The following is a 16,135-nucleotide window of genomic DNA, read 5'->3' on the forward strand; positions in this document are numbered from 1 at the left end:
CACCGATCATTTGCGCGCGGGGGCCGCGGGCTCATTCTGGCTGCGGTTGGCCGCGATGGCCCTGCCGCTCATGATGATCGCACCGGCGTTCTGGAACGGCTATCCGCTGTTGCAATGGGATACCGGCGGCTATCTGGCGCGCTGGTACGAGGGCTATCTCGTCCCGAGCCGCTCCACCGTGTTCGGCCTCTATCTGCATTATGGCGAGAGTTTTGGTTTCTGGATCAACCTCGCGGTCCAGTCGGTGGCAACGCTGTGGCTGCTGCAGCTCACCTTGCGCGTGCTCGGCCTGATGCAGACGTTCCGCTTCGTCGCGATCAGCCTGCTCTTGATCCTGTCGACCGCGCTGCCCTGGCTTGCCAGCATGCTGCTCACCGACATCTTTGCAGGGCTGTCCGTGCTATCGCTGTTCCTGCTGGTCGTCGCTGGACCGCGGACCTCCGTGCTCGAGAAAATCTCGCTGTTCGTCTTCACCGCCTTTGCTGCCGCGACCCACAGCGCCACGCTCGGCGTGCTGCTCGGGCTCTGCGTCGCCGGCTGGATGGTGCGGCCGTTGCTGGGGCGCCGGCTTCCGATCGCCGGATTGGCTCAAGCGAGTATGACGATCGTCGCCGGCGGCCTGATGCTGGTGTCGGCGAACCATGCCTTGTCGGGCAAATGGGCCTGGACCCCCGGCGGCTACGGCGTCGCGTTCGGCCGCATGATGCAGGACGGCATCGTCGCGCGCTACCTCAACGACCATTGCCCGCGCGAGCGCTACAAGCTCTGTCCCTATCGCAACGAATTGCCGGCGACCGCCGACGAATTCCTGTGGGGCAAGAGCATGTTCAACACGCTCGGCCGCTTCGAAGGCATGAACGACGAGATGGGCACCATCGTCGTGCATTCGCTCACCGACTATCCGGCGTGGCAGGCCGGCGCAGCCTTGAGAGCCATGGGCCAGCAATTGCTGCATGTGGCGACCGGCGAAGGCACCAATGGCTGGATCCCGCACACCTATGGCGTCATCGAGCGCTACATCCCCGCGCAGGTCGCGCAGATGCGCGCGGCGCGCCAGCAGCACTGGGCTGTCAATTTCGACGACGTCAACTGGCTGCACGTTCCCGTCGCGCTGGCCTCGATGCTGGCGCTGGTCGTGTTGCTCGCGCTTTCGCTCAGGAACCGCCGGCTCGACGATCTGACATTGCTGGCGGCAACCGTCGGGCTGGCACTGCTCGGCAACGCCTTCATCTGCGGCGTGATTTCCGGACCACACGACCGCTACGGCGCGCGGATGGTGTGGGTTGCTACCTTCGTGGTGTTGATGGCACTGGCGCGGCGCTTGAGCAACGACGAACCGGCGGACGAGACCTCAGCTGCGGCGTGACAGGAAATCGAGCACGCCGGTCTTGTAGACCTTGTCGCCGACCGCACGCATGTGATCGCGGTTCGGAATGTCGAGCACTTCCGAACCCGGGATGATGGCACCGAGTGCGCTCGCCGAGCCCGCGACGTCGTCGGTGCTGCCAACCGCGATCAGCACGGGCAAATCGATCCGCGCGGCCTCGTCCTTCGTCATGAGGTCGCGCGTGCCGCGCAGGCAGGCGGCGAGTGCCTTGCGGTCGGAACGGGTTTGGTCTGCAAAAGCACGAAAAGTGCGCCCGACGGGATCGGTGACGTCGTCGAGCGAGGGCGCTTCCAATGCCTTCGCCACGTTCTCGCCGGGCCCGGTGCCCTCGATCAGGCCGCCGATGCCGATGCCGCCGAGGATTGCCGAACGCAGGCGCTGCGGCTCGTTGAGGGAGAGCCAGGCCGTCATCCGTCCACCCATCGAATAGCCCATGAGATCGGCCTGCGGGATGGCGAGGTGATCCATGAGCGCGAGCACGTCGCCGCCCATGGTGGGGATCGAGTACTGCGAGGGCTCGTAGAGCTTTGCGCTTTCGCCATGGCCGCGATTGTCGAGCGCAATGACGCGGCGGCCGTTCTTGCGCAGCTCCGAAACCCAGGTCGGATAGACCCAGTTCACGTTCTTGCTGGAGGCAAAGCCGTGCACCAGGATGATCGGATCGCCCTCGCCTTCGTCGAGATAGGCGATTTCAACGGCGCCGTTGTGAAAGCTCGGCATCATCAGTTCCGCAATCTTGAGGGGAAGAAGTCGATCTTAGGCCGTGACGGCAGCGCTTGCCAGAGCGGCTTCGGCTGCGATTTGGGCCCGGCGAAGTCGCCGCGTCCGTCTGCGATCGCACCAGGCCTGGGTCAGGCGCTCCGTCGTCGCCTTGATCGACGACAACAGGCCGAACAGCGTCAGGGCCGCACCAAACAGCCAGAGTGCGAGATTGAACGCGCCGCCGATCAGCAGCAGCGCGCCGCGGCCGAACAGCTTCATGATCGCGCGCGTCTTGCCGCCCTGCGCTTCCGCGAGCCGGGCCGCGCGTGCGACATCCTTGGGGCCTTCGGCGATACGCAGGCTATCCATTGCGCCGCGCGTGCCGGTCTTCTCGACGACGCGCGTGACATCCTTGCCGAGCCGAACCAGTGCGCCGGCCTTCTCGGCGTGGAACGCGGCTTTGATCGCACTCGCGGTCTGACCCGGCCGCAGCACCGAGCCGGAGGCGACCGCGTTCTGGAGCATCGGGGTATCGACGACCTCGCGCGCGGACCGGCCGGCCCATGCCGCGAGTCCTTCGCCGAGTCGCCCCACCTTGCGCGCGTCCTTCAGCAGCGTCAGCCCGGCGCGCACCGGCGCGGCGCCGCCGACGGAGACGTAGGTCACGGCCGTGACCGCGAGACCAGCGGCCGCAAGGCCCAGCACCAGGCGATCGGTCTCCTCGCCCATGGCGAGATGCTTGCCCTCGCGGACGACGTCCCTGATGTCGCCGATCACGAAGAGATCGCCGGCCACGGTTCCCGACAGGCTCGCAACATCGTCCGCGTTGCCGGTGACGAGCCCGGCGGCAAACCGTTTTGCGAAATGCGAGGTGGAATTTTCGTCTTTGACCGCGTCGCTGACGCGGCTCAGGAGGTCGTCAGGCAGCGCGACGTTGCGGTCGTGCGCCAACGCGACAAAACTGTCCGCGAGATCGGCGTCGCCCGATGCGAGCGCGGCCTCGATGTTGCTCTGAATCAGACGATCGTTTTGCCGCAGCAGCGCATCGAGCTTGAGTTCGGAGAGCGCGGCGGGATCCTCCTGGGCGGCCAAAATCGCGCCGGCCTCGCGCGCATGCGGTGCTACCTGCGCGAGCATGAAGCCGCATGCCGCAATACCGGTCAACGCTGTGCTGATTCGCAGCCATTTCATGCGGAAAACCTGGACGGTCCTGAGATCGTTGATGCCTTGACGGTTCGTCTTTCGTCGCAATTGCGCTCGCCCACCGACATAGTATGCCAAAGTTGCGACACAACGTCCCCGACGAAAGAAGGGCTTCTCTCAAGCCGCAAGATTGTGTCGAATTTGCATGAGCAAAACGAGCATGGGGCAATTGCGGACTTTCGGTTCCGCTGGACTAGCAATCATCTTGACCCGCCAGTATGGTCCGCGGCGCCATAATGATGCCGCGTCTGTCGTGATTGTATCTGCTGCCATTGCCACTCCAGGATGAACTACGATGTCCGACCATGTCGTCCCGCACTTCCATAACGATGCCGGTGTCCCCGTCATCGAAATCGGCTCGCAAGAGTTCATGTGCGTGGGCGCCAACCCTCCGTTCGACCATCCGCACGTCTTCCTCGACCTCGGCAACGACAACGAGATCATCTGTCCCTACTGCTCGACGCTGTACCGCTTCGCCGCCGACCTGAAGGCGGGCGAAGCCCGTCCGCCGGAATGCGTCCTGAAGGACAAGGTGGCCTGACCGCTGCCATCGGTCAGGGGTGGCGCTCTCCCGAACCATTGTCATTGCCGGTGCCGGCATAGGTGGACTGACGGCTGCGCTTGCGCTCGCGGCCCGCGGCTTCCGCATCGTCGTGCTGGAAAAGGCCGAGCGGCTCGAGGAAGTCGGCGCCGGTCTGCAACTCTCCCCCAATGCCAGCCGCGTGCTGGTCGAGCTCGGCCTCACCGAGCGGCTCAAGCTGCGCGCGGTGACCCCGGAGGCGGTCTCGATCATGAGCGCGCGGGCCGGCGGCGAACTTTTGCGCATGCCGCTGGGAGAAGCTGCCGCCGCGCGCGCCGGCGCCCCCTATTGGGTGGTGCACCGCGCCGACCTGCAATCCGCCCTCGCCGGCGCAGTCGCCGACCATCCCGATATCGACCTGAAACTCGGCGCGACCTTCGAAGACGTCGCGCCTCACGCCAAGGGGCTGACGGTCGTCCATCGCAGCGGCACGATCCGCCGCAGCGATCTCGCCAGTGCGCTGATCGGCGCCGATGGCATCTGGTCGACGGTGCGCCAGCATCTGTTTCCCGAGGTGCAGCCGCGCTTCTCCGGGTTGATCGCCTGGCGCGGCACGCTCGATGCCACGCAACTGCCGAAGGACTACACCGCGCGCCGGGTCCAGCTCTGGATGGGCCCGAACGCCCATCTCGTCGCCTACCCGATCGCAGGCGGACGCCAGATCAACGTGGTCGCGGTGCTGCCGGGCACCTGGAACAGGCCGGGCTGGAGCACGCCCGGCGATCCCCTCGAGGTGATGGAGGCCTTCGGCGCGCGGCGCTGGCCGGCGGCGGCGCGGATGATGCTCGCCACGGTCGATCGCTGGCGGAAATGGGCGCTGTTCGGCGTGCCTGACGACTGCCCCTGGAGCAAAGGCCCGGTCGCACTGCTCGGCGACGCCGTGCATGCGATGCTGCCGTTTGCGGCCCAGGGCGCCGGCATGGCGATCGAGGATGCCGCCGTGCTCGCGCAGCATTTGACCCTTGAGACCGCCGAGAGCACCGCGGGCATCGCTGCTGCACTGAGACAATACGGCCGTGCGCGCCAGACGCGCGTGCGGCGGGTGCAGCGGACGGCGCGGCAGCAGGGCCGCATCTATCATTTCAGTGGGCCGCTCGCGTTCGCACGCGATCTTGCGATCCGCACGCTCGGCCCCGACCGCATGCTGGCGCGGCAGGACTGGATCTACGACTGGCGCCCCTGATGCGAGGCGCCGTCGGCGCGATGTCTCAGCGCACCGATCTTGCGGATTTCGGGGCAGGCTTGGCGCCAGGCGCGGGCGCCGCAGCCGGTGTCGCCTCGGGCGGCGTTTCCCGGCATTTGTTGCGACGCCAGGCGTCTTCGGCTAGCTGCGCCTGCCCGCGCACCGAGATGTATTCGTTGCGATAGGCGAGCTCTGACACGACGGCGCCGCCGGTGCCCGTCTGCGCCTTGTCCATCAGCCTCTGCAAGTCCGCGGTGCGGGTGGCGAGCGTCTTGCGCTCCGACTCGAGCTGCTTGCACTCGTATAATTCGTATTTGGCGGGATCGGCAAAGGCCGGAGCGACCGTCTCGCTCATGCCGGCACAACCAGACAGCGCCAAGCCGGCCGCGACCAGTGCGACGGCCATGCAGCACGCGCGCAGGCGATATTGGATCAAAGCTGACATGCCGGATGAATAGTCCCAGTGGATTGAGAATGCCTAAAGCAGCAACAGATGTCCGCATTGAGGCTTTGCCTTGTGCGGCCGGCTCGCTTAAGGAAGAACCGCCCAACCGGCCCACCAGGCGCCAATTCCAGACGGCCGGAAGGGACTTAAGTGTTTGATCTCTTTGGATCAAGCGGGCATGGCGGAATTGGTAGACGCAAGGGACTTAAAATCCCTCGGCGCGCAAGCGCTGTGCCGGTTCGACTCCGGCTGCCCGCACCACGAGAGCTGACGGTGCGAACGTGCAGCAGCATGATCCACAAGATGCACTGATGACGATCTCCCGCATTCAATCCTTCAGCGTGCAGGCGATGACGCAATCATCGGTGCACTCGCAGGTGCCGTTCCGGCTCCGTCTGCCAGCCATCCCGAAACATAGCTTGTGCAATGCAGCATGGGCGTTAGATAAAGCCTCTGAAATCAGAGGTGAGCTTCCTTGTCCGACGTCAATGCCGACGATTGGGTGTCCGCGGGACATCGTCCGATGGGTTTTCCCGAATTCGTCATCGTGATCGCGTCGATCATGGCGCTGAATCCGCTTGCGATGGACATGATGCTGCCGGCGCTGCCCAATATCGGGGCAGCCTTCGATATCCCCGTCGCCAACCATCTTCAGCTGGTGCTGTCGACCTTCCTGATCGGCTTCGGCGCCGGCCAGTTCGTCATGGGCCCATTGTCGGACCGCTTCGGGCGCCGCCCAGTGCTGCTCGGCGGCATGGCGGTCTATGCGGTGGCGAGCGTGCTGGCGGTCGCGGCGCCTTCGTTCGAGACGCTGCTGCTGGCGCGTGCGCTGCAAGGGCTCGGCACCTCGGCAACGCGCGTGATCGCAACCTCGATCGTGCGCGACTGCTATGTCGGCCGCCGGATGGCGAGCGTGATGTCGCTCGCCATGATGGTGTTCATCGCGGTGCCCGTGATCGCGCCCTCGTTCGGTCAGGCGGTTCTGCTGGTGACGGCGTGGCGCGGCATCTTCGTCGTGCTCATGCTCTACGGCCTGCTCGCGCTCGCATGGAGCGTGCTGCGACTGCCTGAAACCCTTCCCGAGTCCGAACGCAGATCGCTGGCGCCTGCCGACGTGCTCTCGGCGTTCCGGCAGACTGTGACCAACCGCCAGACCATCGGCTATGCGACGGCTGCCGGCAGCGTCATAGGCGCGCTATTTGCCTATGTCTTCTCGGCCCAGCAGGTCTTCACCGGCATCTATCACCTCGGCCATTACTTCCCGATTGCCTTCGCTGCGATCGCGGCCGGTACGGCCATTGCCGGCTTCCTCAATGCAAAGCTGGTCGGGACCCTCGGCATGCGTGTGATCTCGCACGGCGCGCTGACGCTTTACACCGCGGTCGCGGCTGTGATGCTGCTGACGGAAAGCCTCGGCATGCTGCCGCTTCCCGTGTTCATGGTGCTCTCGGCGCTGATGATGTTCTCGTTCGGAATGATGGTCGCCAACTTCACCGCACTCGCCATGGAGCCGCAGGGCCACATCGCCGGCACGGCGTCCTCGCTCTACGGCTCGATCACCACGTTGATCGGCATCGTCGTCGGCATGGCGATCGGACAAAGTTTCGACGGCACGCTGATGCCGTTCTCGGTCGGCTTCTTCGTGTCGTCACTCGCAGCTCTCGCGATCGTGCTGGTGGTGGAAAAGGGACGGCTGTTTAAGCCGCATCATCGCTCTATCGCGTGAGGAACTTCGCGGCGTTCTCGATGTTGTACTGCAGCAATTCGAAAGGCCGCTCCATGGAACCGGAACACCGTAAAGACCACGATGCCGCGGAGCGAGCCAAGACGGAACGCACGCCGTCGAACGCCGAGAAGCCCGCCTTTACCGTACCATTCGCGAGCGAAGGGCTCGAGCGGGTCCGCGACAGCCACTGTTGAGCGCGACGCCTATTCCGCCGCGCGTCTGCTGGCGCTGAAATCGTCTGCGGCGCTCTCGGGCGTTCCACGGGGCGGCACCATCATCACTATCACTTCCCGCGAGATACCGGGCCGGCCCCATAGCTGCGCCTGCGCGGTGAACTCCCGCCTGACGAAGTGCCCGGCGCGCCCGGACACCAACTCCATCCACCGGCTGCAATCATCCTGATCGCGGAAACAGAGCGCGGCCCAGCCGCGGTCCAGCGTCGTCTTGCGCGGCAAGCCCGAGGCATCTTGATACGCGAACGGCCGCAGGCTCGCGCAAGATCGACGAAAGAAAACGGCGCCGCTGATGACAGCGGCGCCGCATGGTGATGCGGACGAAATGTGCCGAGGAGGCGCCTTCGCCTTACTCCGACTTGTCGATGTTCCAGAACAGCGGGGTCGCAGGACCGTCGAGCACGCCGGTCAGCGATTTGCGCCAGCCGCTCGGCAGGAGATACTGCCCCAGCGGGATGTAGATCACCTGCTCATAGGCTTCCTTCTGGATGTCCGCCGCGATCTTCTTCTGCTCGTCGAGCGAGGGCGCGCGGACGAAAGCGTCCTTGAGCTGCTCGATCTTGGCGTCTTCCGCCCAGCCGAACCAGCCGCCCTTCTTGCCCTGGCCGCCGATCGAGAGATTGGCGATCGGGTTGGAGACGTCGGCCGCGACCCAGTTCGTGAAAAACATGTTCCAGCCGCCCTCCTTCGGCGGCTTCTGGCTGGCGCGGCGGCTCACCACCGTCTGCCAATCGGTCGCTTGCAGGTCGACCTTGAAGCCGGCCTCGCGCAGCAACTGAGCCGCAACGATCGGCTGCGCCTTCAGTGTCGTGACGTCACCGGGCGCCATGATCACGACCGGGGTGCCGTCATAGCCGGACTCGGCGAGCGCCTTCTTGGCTTCCGCCATGCCGTTGCCCTTGATCAAGGTCTCGGCACCGACCTCGGTCGCGAATGGCGTATCGCACACGAAGAAGGCGCCGCAGATCTTCTGATATTTGGCGTTGCCGACGAGCGCGTCGAGAACGTCCTTCTGGTTTATCGCCAGAAAGGCAGCACGGCGCACTTTGACATTATCAAACGGCGGATAAAGGAAGTTCATCCGGCCGAGCGTCTGGAAACCGAACTTGTTCGAGACCTCGAGCGTGATCTCCTTGTTCGCCTCCAGCAACGGCAGCAGGTCGTAGGGCAGATTCTCCATGAAATCGATATCGCCCGACTGCAGCGCGTTCACTGCGGTCTGCGAGTCCGGCATGGTGATCCATTCGACACGGTCGACCTTCACCACCTTGCCTCCGGAGGTCCAGCTCGACGGTTCCTTGCGCGGCACGTAGTCGGTGTTCTTGACGTAGACCGCCTTGACGCCCGGCTGGAATTCCGACTGCACGAACTTGAAAGGACCCGAGCCGATCTGCTCGGGGATCTGCTTGTCCGGCGGCGTCTCGGCGAGGCGCTTCGGCATCATGAAGGCAACGCGGGAGGACGGCTTGCCGATCGAGTCGAGCACGAGGCCGTAGGGCTCTTTCAGCTTCAGCGTGATGGTCTTGGCATCGGTCGCCTCGATGCTCGCGGTGAAGTCGAGCAGCTTCTGGCCCATGCCGTCGACAGCGGCCCAGCGCTTGAGCGAGGCAACGCAGTCTTCTGCCGTGACCGGCGCACCGTCATGCCACTTCAAGCCGTCGCGCAGCGTGAAGGTGTAGGTGAGCTTGTCGTCGGAGATCTTCCAGTCCGCCATCTGCGGCTGGATCTTGAAGTTCGAATCGGGCGCCACCAGCGTGTCATAGATCATGTAGCCATGGTCACGCGTGATGTAGGCCGTGGTGAAGATCGGATCGATGATGCGCAGATCCGAATGCATCACCGCCGTGATGGTCTTGCCGGCCGCAAGCGCCGGCGAAGCCAGCGCGGTCGAAAGCGCGACGACCGACAGCGCAAGTTTGGAGGCGAACGCGCGAGCCCCCCGGCGCATCAACTTAAACATAAAAATTTCTCCTGACGTGAAACTGTTCAAAGGCAGGTTATTGGTTGAGCATCCGGTTCGTTCTTTAGGCGAACCAACCTCATGCAATGCCTTTATCTTTCCGAGACTTGCAGACAGTGCCGAGCGCGTCAATCCGGTTTCGCTGCAAGCCCAAGCGGCGCGCGCACGGGCTCCACAAGGATCGGTTTGGCTCTACAACACTTTCCGCTTGTCTCGCCCCGCCGATGCAATGCGCGTTCCATCTTCCGAAGCTTGAGAGACATTGAGATGAATCCAGCCAATCTCCCCTTTGATCCCGAAGCGATGCTCCAGGGCCTGCGCGGCTGGGTGGAATGCGAAAGCCCGACCTGGGACGCGGGCGCCGTGAATCGCATGCTCGATATCGCAGCGCAGGAGATGGCGATCATGGGTGCGACGATCGAGCGCATCGCCGGCCGCCAAGGCTATGGAGGCGTGATCCGCGCACGCTTTCCGCATCCGAAGCAGGGCGAGCCGGGCATCCTGATTGCCGGACACATGGATACCGTCCACCCCGTTGGCACCATCGAGAAGCTGAAATGGCGCCGCGAGGGCAGCAAGTGCTACGGGCCCGGCATCTACGACATGAAGGGCGGCAACTATCTTTCGCTGGAAGCGATCCGCCAACTGGCCCGCGCCGCGTTCACGACGCCGCTGCCGATCACCGTGCTGTTCACGCCCGACGAGGAAGTCGGCACACCCTCCACGCGGGATATCATCGAGGCGGAGGCCGCGCGCAATAAATACGTGCTGGTGCCCGAGCCCGGCCGCGCCGACAACGGCGTCACCACCGGACGTTACGCCATCGCGCGCTTCAATCTCGAGGCGACGGGCCGGCCGAGCCACGCCGGCGCAACCTTGTCGGCGGGCCGCTCGGCTATTCGCGAGATGGCGCGGCAAATCCTCGCCATCGACGCGATGACGAGCGAGGACTGCACCTTTTCGGTCGGCGTCGTGCATGGCGGACAATGGGTCAATTGCGTTGCCACGACCGCCACCGGCGAGGCGCTGTCGATGGCCAAGCGCCAGGCCGACCTCGATCGCGGCGTCGAGAGGATGCTGGCGCTCTCCGGTACAGCCAATGATGTCGCATTCAAGGTGACGCGCGGCGTGACACGTCCGGTGTGGGAGCCTGATGCCGGCACCATGGCGCTTTACGAAAAGGCGCGCGGTATCGCCAAGTCGCTCGGCGCAGAACTGCCGCATGCGAGTTCCGGCGGCGGCTCCGACGGCAATTTCACGGGCTCTATGGGGATCCCGACTCTCGACGGCCTGGGCGTGCGTGGCGGCAACGGCCACACGCTCGAAGAGTATATCGAGGTCGAGAGCCTGGCCGAACGCGGCCGGCTGATGGCGGGGCTGCTCGCGACTCTGGAGTGACAACGCGCGCCAGCTCACCAAAACCGAGCCAAATCGCCAAAACAGGGTGACCGCACTGCAAAAACTGTGGTCCGGATGGCACGGGAATTGCTGAAATGTTAGGCTGATGGCAGAACCCTGGCTGCAGCCGCGGCCTCTGATTTGACTCTAATCTGACGGGATCCAACTTGCTCGGATATCTCCTTCGCCGAATTCTCGCCGCCGTGCCCGTGATGGGCGTGGTGGCGCTGTTCGTGTTCCTCCTGCTTCGCCTCACCCCGGGCGATCCCGCGGCAATTCTCGCCGGCGACAACGCCACGCCGGAACGGCTCGAGCGCATCCGCACCTCACTGGGCCTGAACGAGCCGCTGATCGTGCAGTTCATCACCTGGCTGAACAAGCTGCTGCACGGCGATCTCGGGACTTCACTGATCTCCAACCTGCCCGTCATGAAGATGATCGGCCAGCGCGTCGAACCGTCGATCTCGATCGCGCTGTCGACCATCATTCTCGCCGTCATTGTCGCTGTTCCCCTGGGCGTCATCGCAGCGTGGAAGCACGGCACCTGGATCGACCGCTTCGTGATGGGCCTGTCCGTGCTCGGCTTCTCGGTGCCGGTGTTCGTGGTCGGCTACATCCTGATCGAAGTCTTCGCCATCGACCTGCGCTGGGTGCCGGTGCAGGGCTTCCGCAGCATCTCGAACGGTTTTGGACCGTTCTTCGAGCGCATCATCCTGCCGACCTGCGCGCTGTCCTTCATCTACATCGCGCTGATCGCGCGCATGACGCGCGCGGCGATGCTCGACGTGCTCGGCGAGGACTACGTCCGCACCGCGCGCGCAAAAGGCATCAACGAGGTCGCCGTGATGATGCGCCACGCGCTGCGCAACGCGGCCGTGCCCGTGATCACGGTGATCGGTACCGGCTTTGCGCTTTTGATCTCCGGGGTCGTGGTCACCGAGAGCGTGTTCAACATCCCCGGCATCGGCCGCCTCACGGTGGATGCGGTGCTGGCGCGCGACTATCCGGTGATCCAGGCGATGATTTTGCTGACGTCGTTGATCTATGTCGTGGTCAATCTCCTGATCGACGTCGCCTACACGCTGCTCGATCCCCGGATCCGGTACTGAGGCAAGGATAGCAACAAGAATGTCGGTCGATACCCTTCCCCAGTCGTCCATTCCGATCACGTCGCCGCTGCGGCCGCGCTTCGGATTCCTCACCTCGACGCCGATCATCGCGGCAGCGACCGTCTGCCTTGCATTGATTGTGCTGATCTCGATCCTGGCGCCGTTGATCGCGCCGCATGATCCGATCCAGCTCGCGCCCTCGCAGCGGCTGAAGCCCTCTTCAGCGCAATTCCTGCTCGGCACCGACGCCTATGGCCGCGACCTGCTGTCGCGCGTCATGTATGGCGGGCGCATCTCGCTTCTGATCGGCATCGGCTCGGCGATCATGTCGATCGTCATTGGGCTGGCGATCGGCCTCGTCTCCGGCTTCTTCAAGCTGGTCGATTCCGTCATGATGCGGATCATGGACGGCCTGATGGCGATGCCGAGCATCCTGCTGGCAATCGCCGTGGTGTCGCTGTCCGGCGCCAGCCTCTGGACCGTGCTGATCGCGATCACGATCCCCGAAGTTCCGCGCGTGGCACGCCTGGTGCGCTCGGTCGTGCTGTCGGCGCGCGAAGAGCCCTATGTTGAAGCGGCGATCTCGGTCGGCTCGTCCCTGCCAAAGATCATGTGGCGGCATTTGATGCCGAACACGATCGCACCTCTGATCGTGCAGGGCAGTTACGTCTGTGCCTCCGCGATCCTCACCGAAGCGATCCTCTCCTTCCTCGGCGCCGGCATCTCGCCGGAGACGCCGACCTGGGGCAACATCATGGCCGAGGGCCGTCAGTATTTCCAGCTCAAGCCGACGCTGATCTTCTGGCCGGGCCTGCTGCTCTCGATCGCGATCCTCAGCATCAATTTGATCGGCGACGCCGCCCGCGACGCACTCGATCCGCGCATGAAGCAGCGGGAAGGCAAGTGATGACCAACCCGATCCTCGACATCAACAACCTCGTCGTCTCCGTCGGCAAGAAGCCTAATGGGCCGAAGATCATCGACGGCATCTCGATCCAGGTCCATGAGCGCGAGACGCTGTGCCTCGTCGGCGAAAGCGGCTCGGGCAAGTCGGTGACCTCGCTCACCACGATGGGCCTGCTGCCGAAGGGCACGCTCGTGCCCACCGGCGGCGGCGTCAAGCTGGTCGGCGAAGAGCTGCTCACCGCGACCGACCGCCGCCTGCGCCAGCTGCGCGCGACGCGGATGGCGATGATTTTTCAAGAGCCGATGACGGCGCTCAATCCGGTGGTGCCGGTCGGCCGCCAGATCGACGAAGTCCTGCGCGCGCACACCAATCTCGACGCGAAGGCGCGGAAGAAGCGCATCCTCGACATGATGGAGCAGGTGCGCCTGCCCCAGGTCGAGCGCATCTTTGCCTCCTACCCTCACCGACTCTCCGGCGGTCAGCGCCAGCGGATCATGATCGCGATGGCACTCGTGCTCGAACCGAAGCTGCTCATTGCCGACGAGCCGACCACCGCGCTCGACGTTACAACGCAGAAGCAGATTTTGACCCTGATCCGCGACCTCCAGCGCGATCACGGAACCGCCGTGCTGTTCATTACCCATGACATGGGCGTGGTCGCCGAGATCGCCGACCGCGTCGCGGTGATGCGGCAGGGCCGATTGGTCGAGACCGGCACACTCGATTCCATCCTGCGCAATCCGACCATGGAGTACACCCGCAACCTGCTCTCCGCGGTGCCGAGCCTGGTGCCGCGCGCGGCGCGGCCCGAGACCAAGGAGCCGGTCGTGCTGGAGGCCAACGAGCTCGGCAAGGTCTACAAGGAGCGCGCGTTCTTCGGTAAGGGCCGCGAGGTCGTCGCCGCCGACAAGGTCACGCTGACGCTGCGCAAGGGTCGCACGCTCGGCATCGTCGGCGAGAGCGGCTCGGGCAAGTCGACGGTGGCGCGCTGCATCGTGCGCCTGATCGATCCGACCTCCGGCGGCGTGCGCCTTTCCGGCCGCGAGATATCGGACATCTCGCGGCGGCTGTTGCAGCCGCATCGGAAGAAGATCCAGATCGTATTCCAGGATCCCTACCGCTCCCTCAACCCGCGCGTCACCGTCGGCGAAAGCATCGCGGAAGGCCCGATCAATTACGGCGTGTCGCATGCCGACGCAATGAAACGCGCGCGCGAGCTTCTCGAGCTGGTCGGCCTGCCGGTCGATGCGGTCTCGCGCTATCCGCACCAGTTCTCCGGCGGTCAGCGCCAGCGCATCGCCATCGCCCGCGCGCTCGCGCTCGATCCCGACGTGCTGGTCGCGGACGAGGCGGTCTCCGCCCTCGACGTCTCCGTGCAGGCGCAAGTGCTGGAACTGTTCGACGAGATACAGAAGCGGCTCGGCATCGCCATACTGTTCATCACCCACGATCTGCGCGTCGCAGCACAGATTTGCGACGAGGTCGTGGTGATGCAGCGCGGCCGTGTCGTCGAGCAGGGCCCGGCCGCCGAAGTGCTGACGCATCCGAAGGAGGCTTACACCAGAGCCTTGCTCGAGGCAGCGCCCGGCCGCGGCTGGGACTTTGCGAATTTCCGGCCGGTGTCGGAGGGTGTAACGGCGAGCGCTTAGTCTCTCCCTCGCAATGACGGCGATTGCGGCAAGCATTCCCAAAACAGCTTGACGCCATGCACGGCGCGATTGCTTCCCACCTTGCTCTCGCCTCAGCGGCAGGGCTAACGTCGCGCACTTTCAATTGCCTGGACTTGAGTTGATGACACGTATCGCCGTCGGCGGCTTCCTGCACGAGACCAACACCTTCGCTCCGACGAAGGCGACTTTCGCAGACTTCCAGCACGGCGGCGGATGGCCGGCGATGACTGAGGGCGCCGACGTGCTGAGGGTGATGCGCCGCATCAACGTCGGCCTCGCCGGTTTCGTCGACAGCGCCGAAGCCAAGGGCTGGGAACTCGTTCCGACGATCGCGTGCGGTGCCAGCCCCTCCGCGCATGTCACCAGGGACGCCTTCGAGCGCATCGTCAAGGTGATGGTCGACGGCATCGCGGCCGCCGGCCCGATCGACGCCGTCTATCTCGACCTGCATGGCGCCATGGTGACCGAGCATCTCGACGACGGCGAAGGCGAGATTCTGGCGCGCGTGCGCCGCGTCATCGGCAAGGACCTTCCGCTGATCACCAGCCTCGATCTCCATGCCAACGTCACCCCCGACATGATGGAACATGCGGATGCGCTGATCGCCTACCGCACCTATCCCCATGTCGACATGGCCGAGACGGGCCGCGCCTCCGCAAGGCATCTCGCGCTGCTGCTGGACACGAAACAGCGATTCGCAAAGGCCTTCAGGCAATTGCCGTTCCTGATCCCGATCAGCTGGCAGTGCACCAACGACCAGCCGACCAAGCGCATCTACGAAAAACTCGCTGCGCTGGAGAGTGATGCGGTTCCAACGCTGTCCTTCGCGCCCGGCTTCCCCGCCGCCGATTTCCGCGATTGCGGGCCGAGCGTGTTCGCCTATGGCGAGACGCAAGCCGATGCCGATCGCGCAGCGGATGCGATCGTAAAACTGATCGAAAGCCACGAGGACGATTTCGACGGCAAGATCTGGTCACCCGATGACGGCGTGCGCCACGCGATGGAACTCTCGAAGGGCGCGAGCAAGCCGATCATCATCGCCGACACCCAGGACAATCCCGGCGCCGGCGGCGATTCCGACACCATGGGCATGCTGCGCGCACTGGTACGCAACAAGGCGAGTGCTGCGACCGGCGCGATCTACGATCCGGAATCCGCCAAGGCCGCCCATGTGGCCGGCGTCGGCGCCACCGTGACGCTGTCACTCGGCGGCAAGTCCGGCATTCCCGGCGACGAGCCCTATCGCGAGACCTTCGTCGTCGAAAAACTCTCCGACGGACGCTTCATCGCGCCCGGCCCTTACTATGGCGGCCGCGAGATGGAGATGGGCCCCTCCGCCTGCCTGCGCATCGGCGACGTCCGCGTCGTCGTGAGCTCGCACAAGGCGCAGCTCGCCGACCAGGCGATGTACCGCTATGTCGGCATCGAGCCGACCGAAGAGAAGATTTTGGTCAACAAGAGCTCAGTACACTTCCGCGCCGACTTCGAGCCGATCGCGGAAATGCTGATGATCTGCGCCGCGCCCGGCGCGATGCCGGCGGACACAGCCACGCTCCCATGGACGCGCCTGCGGCCAGGTATTCGCATCAAGCCGAACGGCCCGGTTTTCACTCCCTCCTCACGCTAACTGGA

14 protein-coding genes and 1 tRNA gene are annotated in these 16,135 nt (G+C 64.7%); 10 read left to right on the forward strand and 5 right to left on the reverse strand.

Features of this window, described 5'->3' with window-relative positions; all coding sequences use genetic code 11:
* Positions 1-55 precede the first annotated feature (55 nt).
* Complete coding sequence (locus IVA74_RS00690) at positions 56-1,366, forward strand: hypothetical protein (RefSeq protein ID WP_247339173.1); 1,311 nt, start codon at positions 56-58, stop codon at positions 1,364-1,366.
* Here IVA74_RS00690 and IVA74_RS00695 read toward each other — a convergent pair.
* Both IVA74_RS00695 and IVA74_RS00700 read right to left on the reverse strand, forming a co-directional pair.
* Positions 1,352-2,107: an alpha/beta hydrolase gene (locus IVA74_RS00695; protein ID WP_247338830.1), complete on the reverse strand. Its 756-nt coding sequence runs from the start codon at positions 2,105-2,107 to the stop codon at positions 1,352-1,354. The genes IVA74_RS00690 and IVA74_RS00695 overlap by 15 nt on opposite strands.
* A 36-nt stretch (positions 2,108-2,143) precedes the next feature.
* Positions 2,144-3,280 carry a hypothetical protein gene (locus tag IVA74_RS00700; RefSeq protein ID WP_247338832.1) on the reverse strand — a complete coding sequence of 379 codons (1,137 nt, stop codon included), beginning with the start codon at positions 3,278-3,280 and terminating at the stop codon, positions 2,144-2,146.
* 307 nt (positions 3,281-3,587) lie between these two features.
* Between IVA74_RS00700 and IVA74_RS00705 the strand changes: the two genes are divergently transcribed.
* Together IVA74_RS00705 and IVA74_RS00710 are read left to right on the forward strand one after the other, a co-directional pair.
* A complete protein-coding gene (locus IVA74_RS00705) occupies positions 3,588-3,833 on the forward strand; it encodes a zinc-finger domain-containing protein (RefSeq protein ID WP_007602543.1) in 246 nt (81 codons plus the stop codon).
* Between the two features lie 19 nt (positions 3,834-3,852).
* Positions 3,853-5,055, forward strand: a complete 1,203-nt coding sequence (locus IVA74_RS00710; RefSeq protein ID WP_247338834.1) for an FAD-dependent monooxygenase — start codon at positions 3,853-3,855, stop codon at positions 5,053-5,055.
* Positions 5,056-5,080: 25 nt separating this feature from the next.
* Here IVA74_RS00710 and IVA74_RS00715 read toward each other — a convergent pair whose 3' ends face one another.
* Positions 5,081-5,500 carry a twin-arginine translocation pathway signal gene (locus tag IVA74_RS00715; protein ID WP_247338836.1) on the reverse strand — a complete coding sequence of 140 codons (420 nt, stop codon included), beginning with the start codon at positions 5,498-5,500 and terminating at the stop codon, positions 5,081-5,083.
* A 172-nt stretch (positions 5,501-5,672) separates the two neighbouring features.
* Here IVA74_RS00715 and IVA74_RS00720 point away from each other — a divergent pair.
* Together IVA74_RS00720 and IVA74_RS00725 are read left to right on the forward strand one after the other, a co-directional pair.
* Positions 5,673-5,761 (forward strand) — tRNA-Leu (locus IVA74_RS00720).
* Positions 5,762-5,975: 214 nt separating this feature from the next.
* Positions 5,976-7,226 (forward strand): multidrug effflux MFS transporter, encoded by a 1,251-nt coding sequence (locus IVA74_RS00725; RefSeq protein ID WP_247338839.1) that lies wholly within the window; start codon positions 5,976-5,978, stop codon positions 7,224-7,226.
* 203 nt (positions 7,227-7,429) lie between these two features.
* Here IVA74_RS00725 and IVA74_RS00730 read toward each other — a convergent pair whose 3' ends face one another.
* Both IVA74_RS00730 and IVA74_RS00735 read right to left on the reverse strand, forming a co-directional pair.
* Positions 7,430-7,681, reverse strand: coding sequence for a hypothetical protein (locus tag IVA74_RS00730; RefSeq protein WP_346730915.1), 252 nt, complete (start codon positions 7,679-7,681; stop codon positions 7,430-7,432).
* 127 nt (positions 7,682-7,808) lie between these two features.
* Positions 7,809-9,419: an ABC transporter substrate-binding protein gene (locus IVA74_RS00735; RefSeq protein ID WP_247338841.1), complete on the reverse strand. Its 1,611-nt coding sequence runs from the start codon at positions 9,417-9,419 to the stop codon at positions 7,809-7,811.
* A 267-nt stretch (positions 9,420-9,686) separates the two neighbouring features.
* Here IVA74_RS00735 and IVA74_RS00740 point away from each other — a divergent pair, with 267 nt between their 5' ends.
* From IVA74_RS00740 to IVA74_RS00760, 5 genes are all read left to right on the forward strand, one after another.
* Entirely contained in the window at positions 9,687-10,817 is a 1,131-nt protein-coding gene (locus IVA74_RS00740) for a M20/M25/M40 family metallo-hydrolase (RefSeq protein ID WP_247338842.1), read from the forward strand.
* Between the two features lie 167 nt (positions 10,818-10,984).
* A complete protein-coding gene (locus IVA74_RS00745; RefSeq protein ID WP_007602533.1) occupies positions 10,985-11,926 on the forward strand; it encodes an ABC transporter permease in 942 nt (313 codons plus the stop codon).
* A gap of 19 nt (positions 11,927-11,945) precedes the next feature.
* Positions 11,946-12,833, forward strand: a complete 888-nt coding sequence (locus IVA74_RS00750) for an ABC transporter permease (RefSeq protein WP_247338844.1) — start codon at positions 11,946-11,948, stop codon at positions 12,831-12,833.
* Positions 12,833-14,482, forward strand: a complete 1,650-nt coding sequence (locus IVA74_RS00755; protein WP_247338847.1) for an ABC transporter ATP-binding protein — start codon at positions 12,833-12,835, stop codon at positions 14,480-14,482. The genes IVA74_RS00750 and IVA74_RS00755 overlap by 1 nt, the downstream gene beginning before the upstream one ends.
* A gap of 142 nt (positions 14,483-14,624) precedes the next feature.
* On the forward strand, positions 14,625-16,130 hold the full coding sequence (locus tag IVA74_RS00760; protein ID WP_247338854.1) for a M81 family metallopeptidase: 1,506 nt from the start codon (positions 14,625-14,627) through the stop codon (positions 16,128-16,130).
* The last annotated feature ends 5 nt before the right edge of the window (positions 16,131-16,135 follow it).

It is taken from the genome of Bradyrhizobium sp. 132 (assembly GCF_023074185.1).
GTDB lineage: Bacteria > Pseudomonadota > Alphaproteobacteria > Rhizobiales > Xanthobacteraceae > Bradyrhizobium.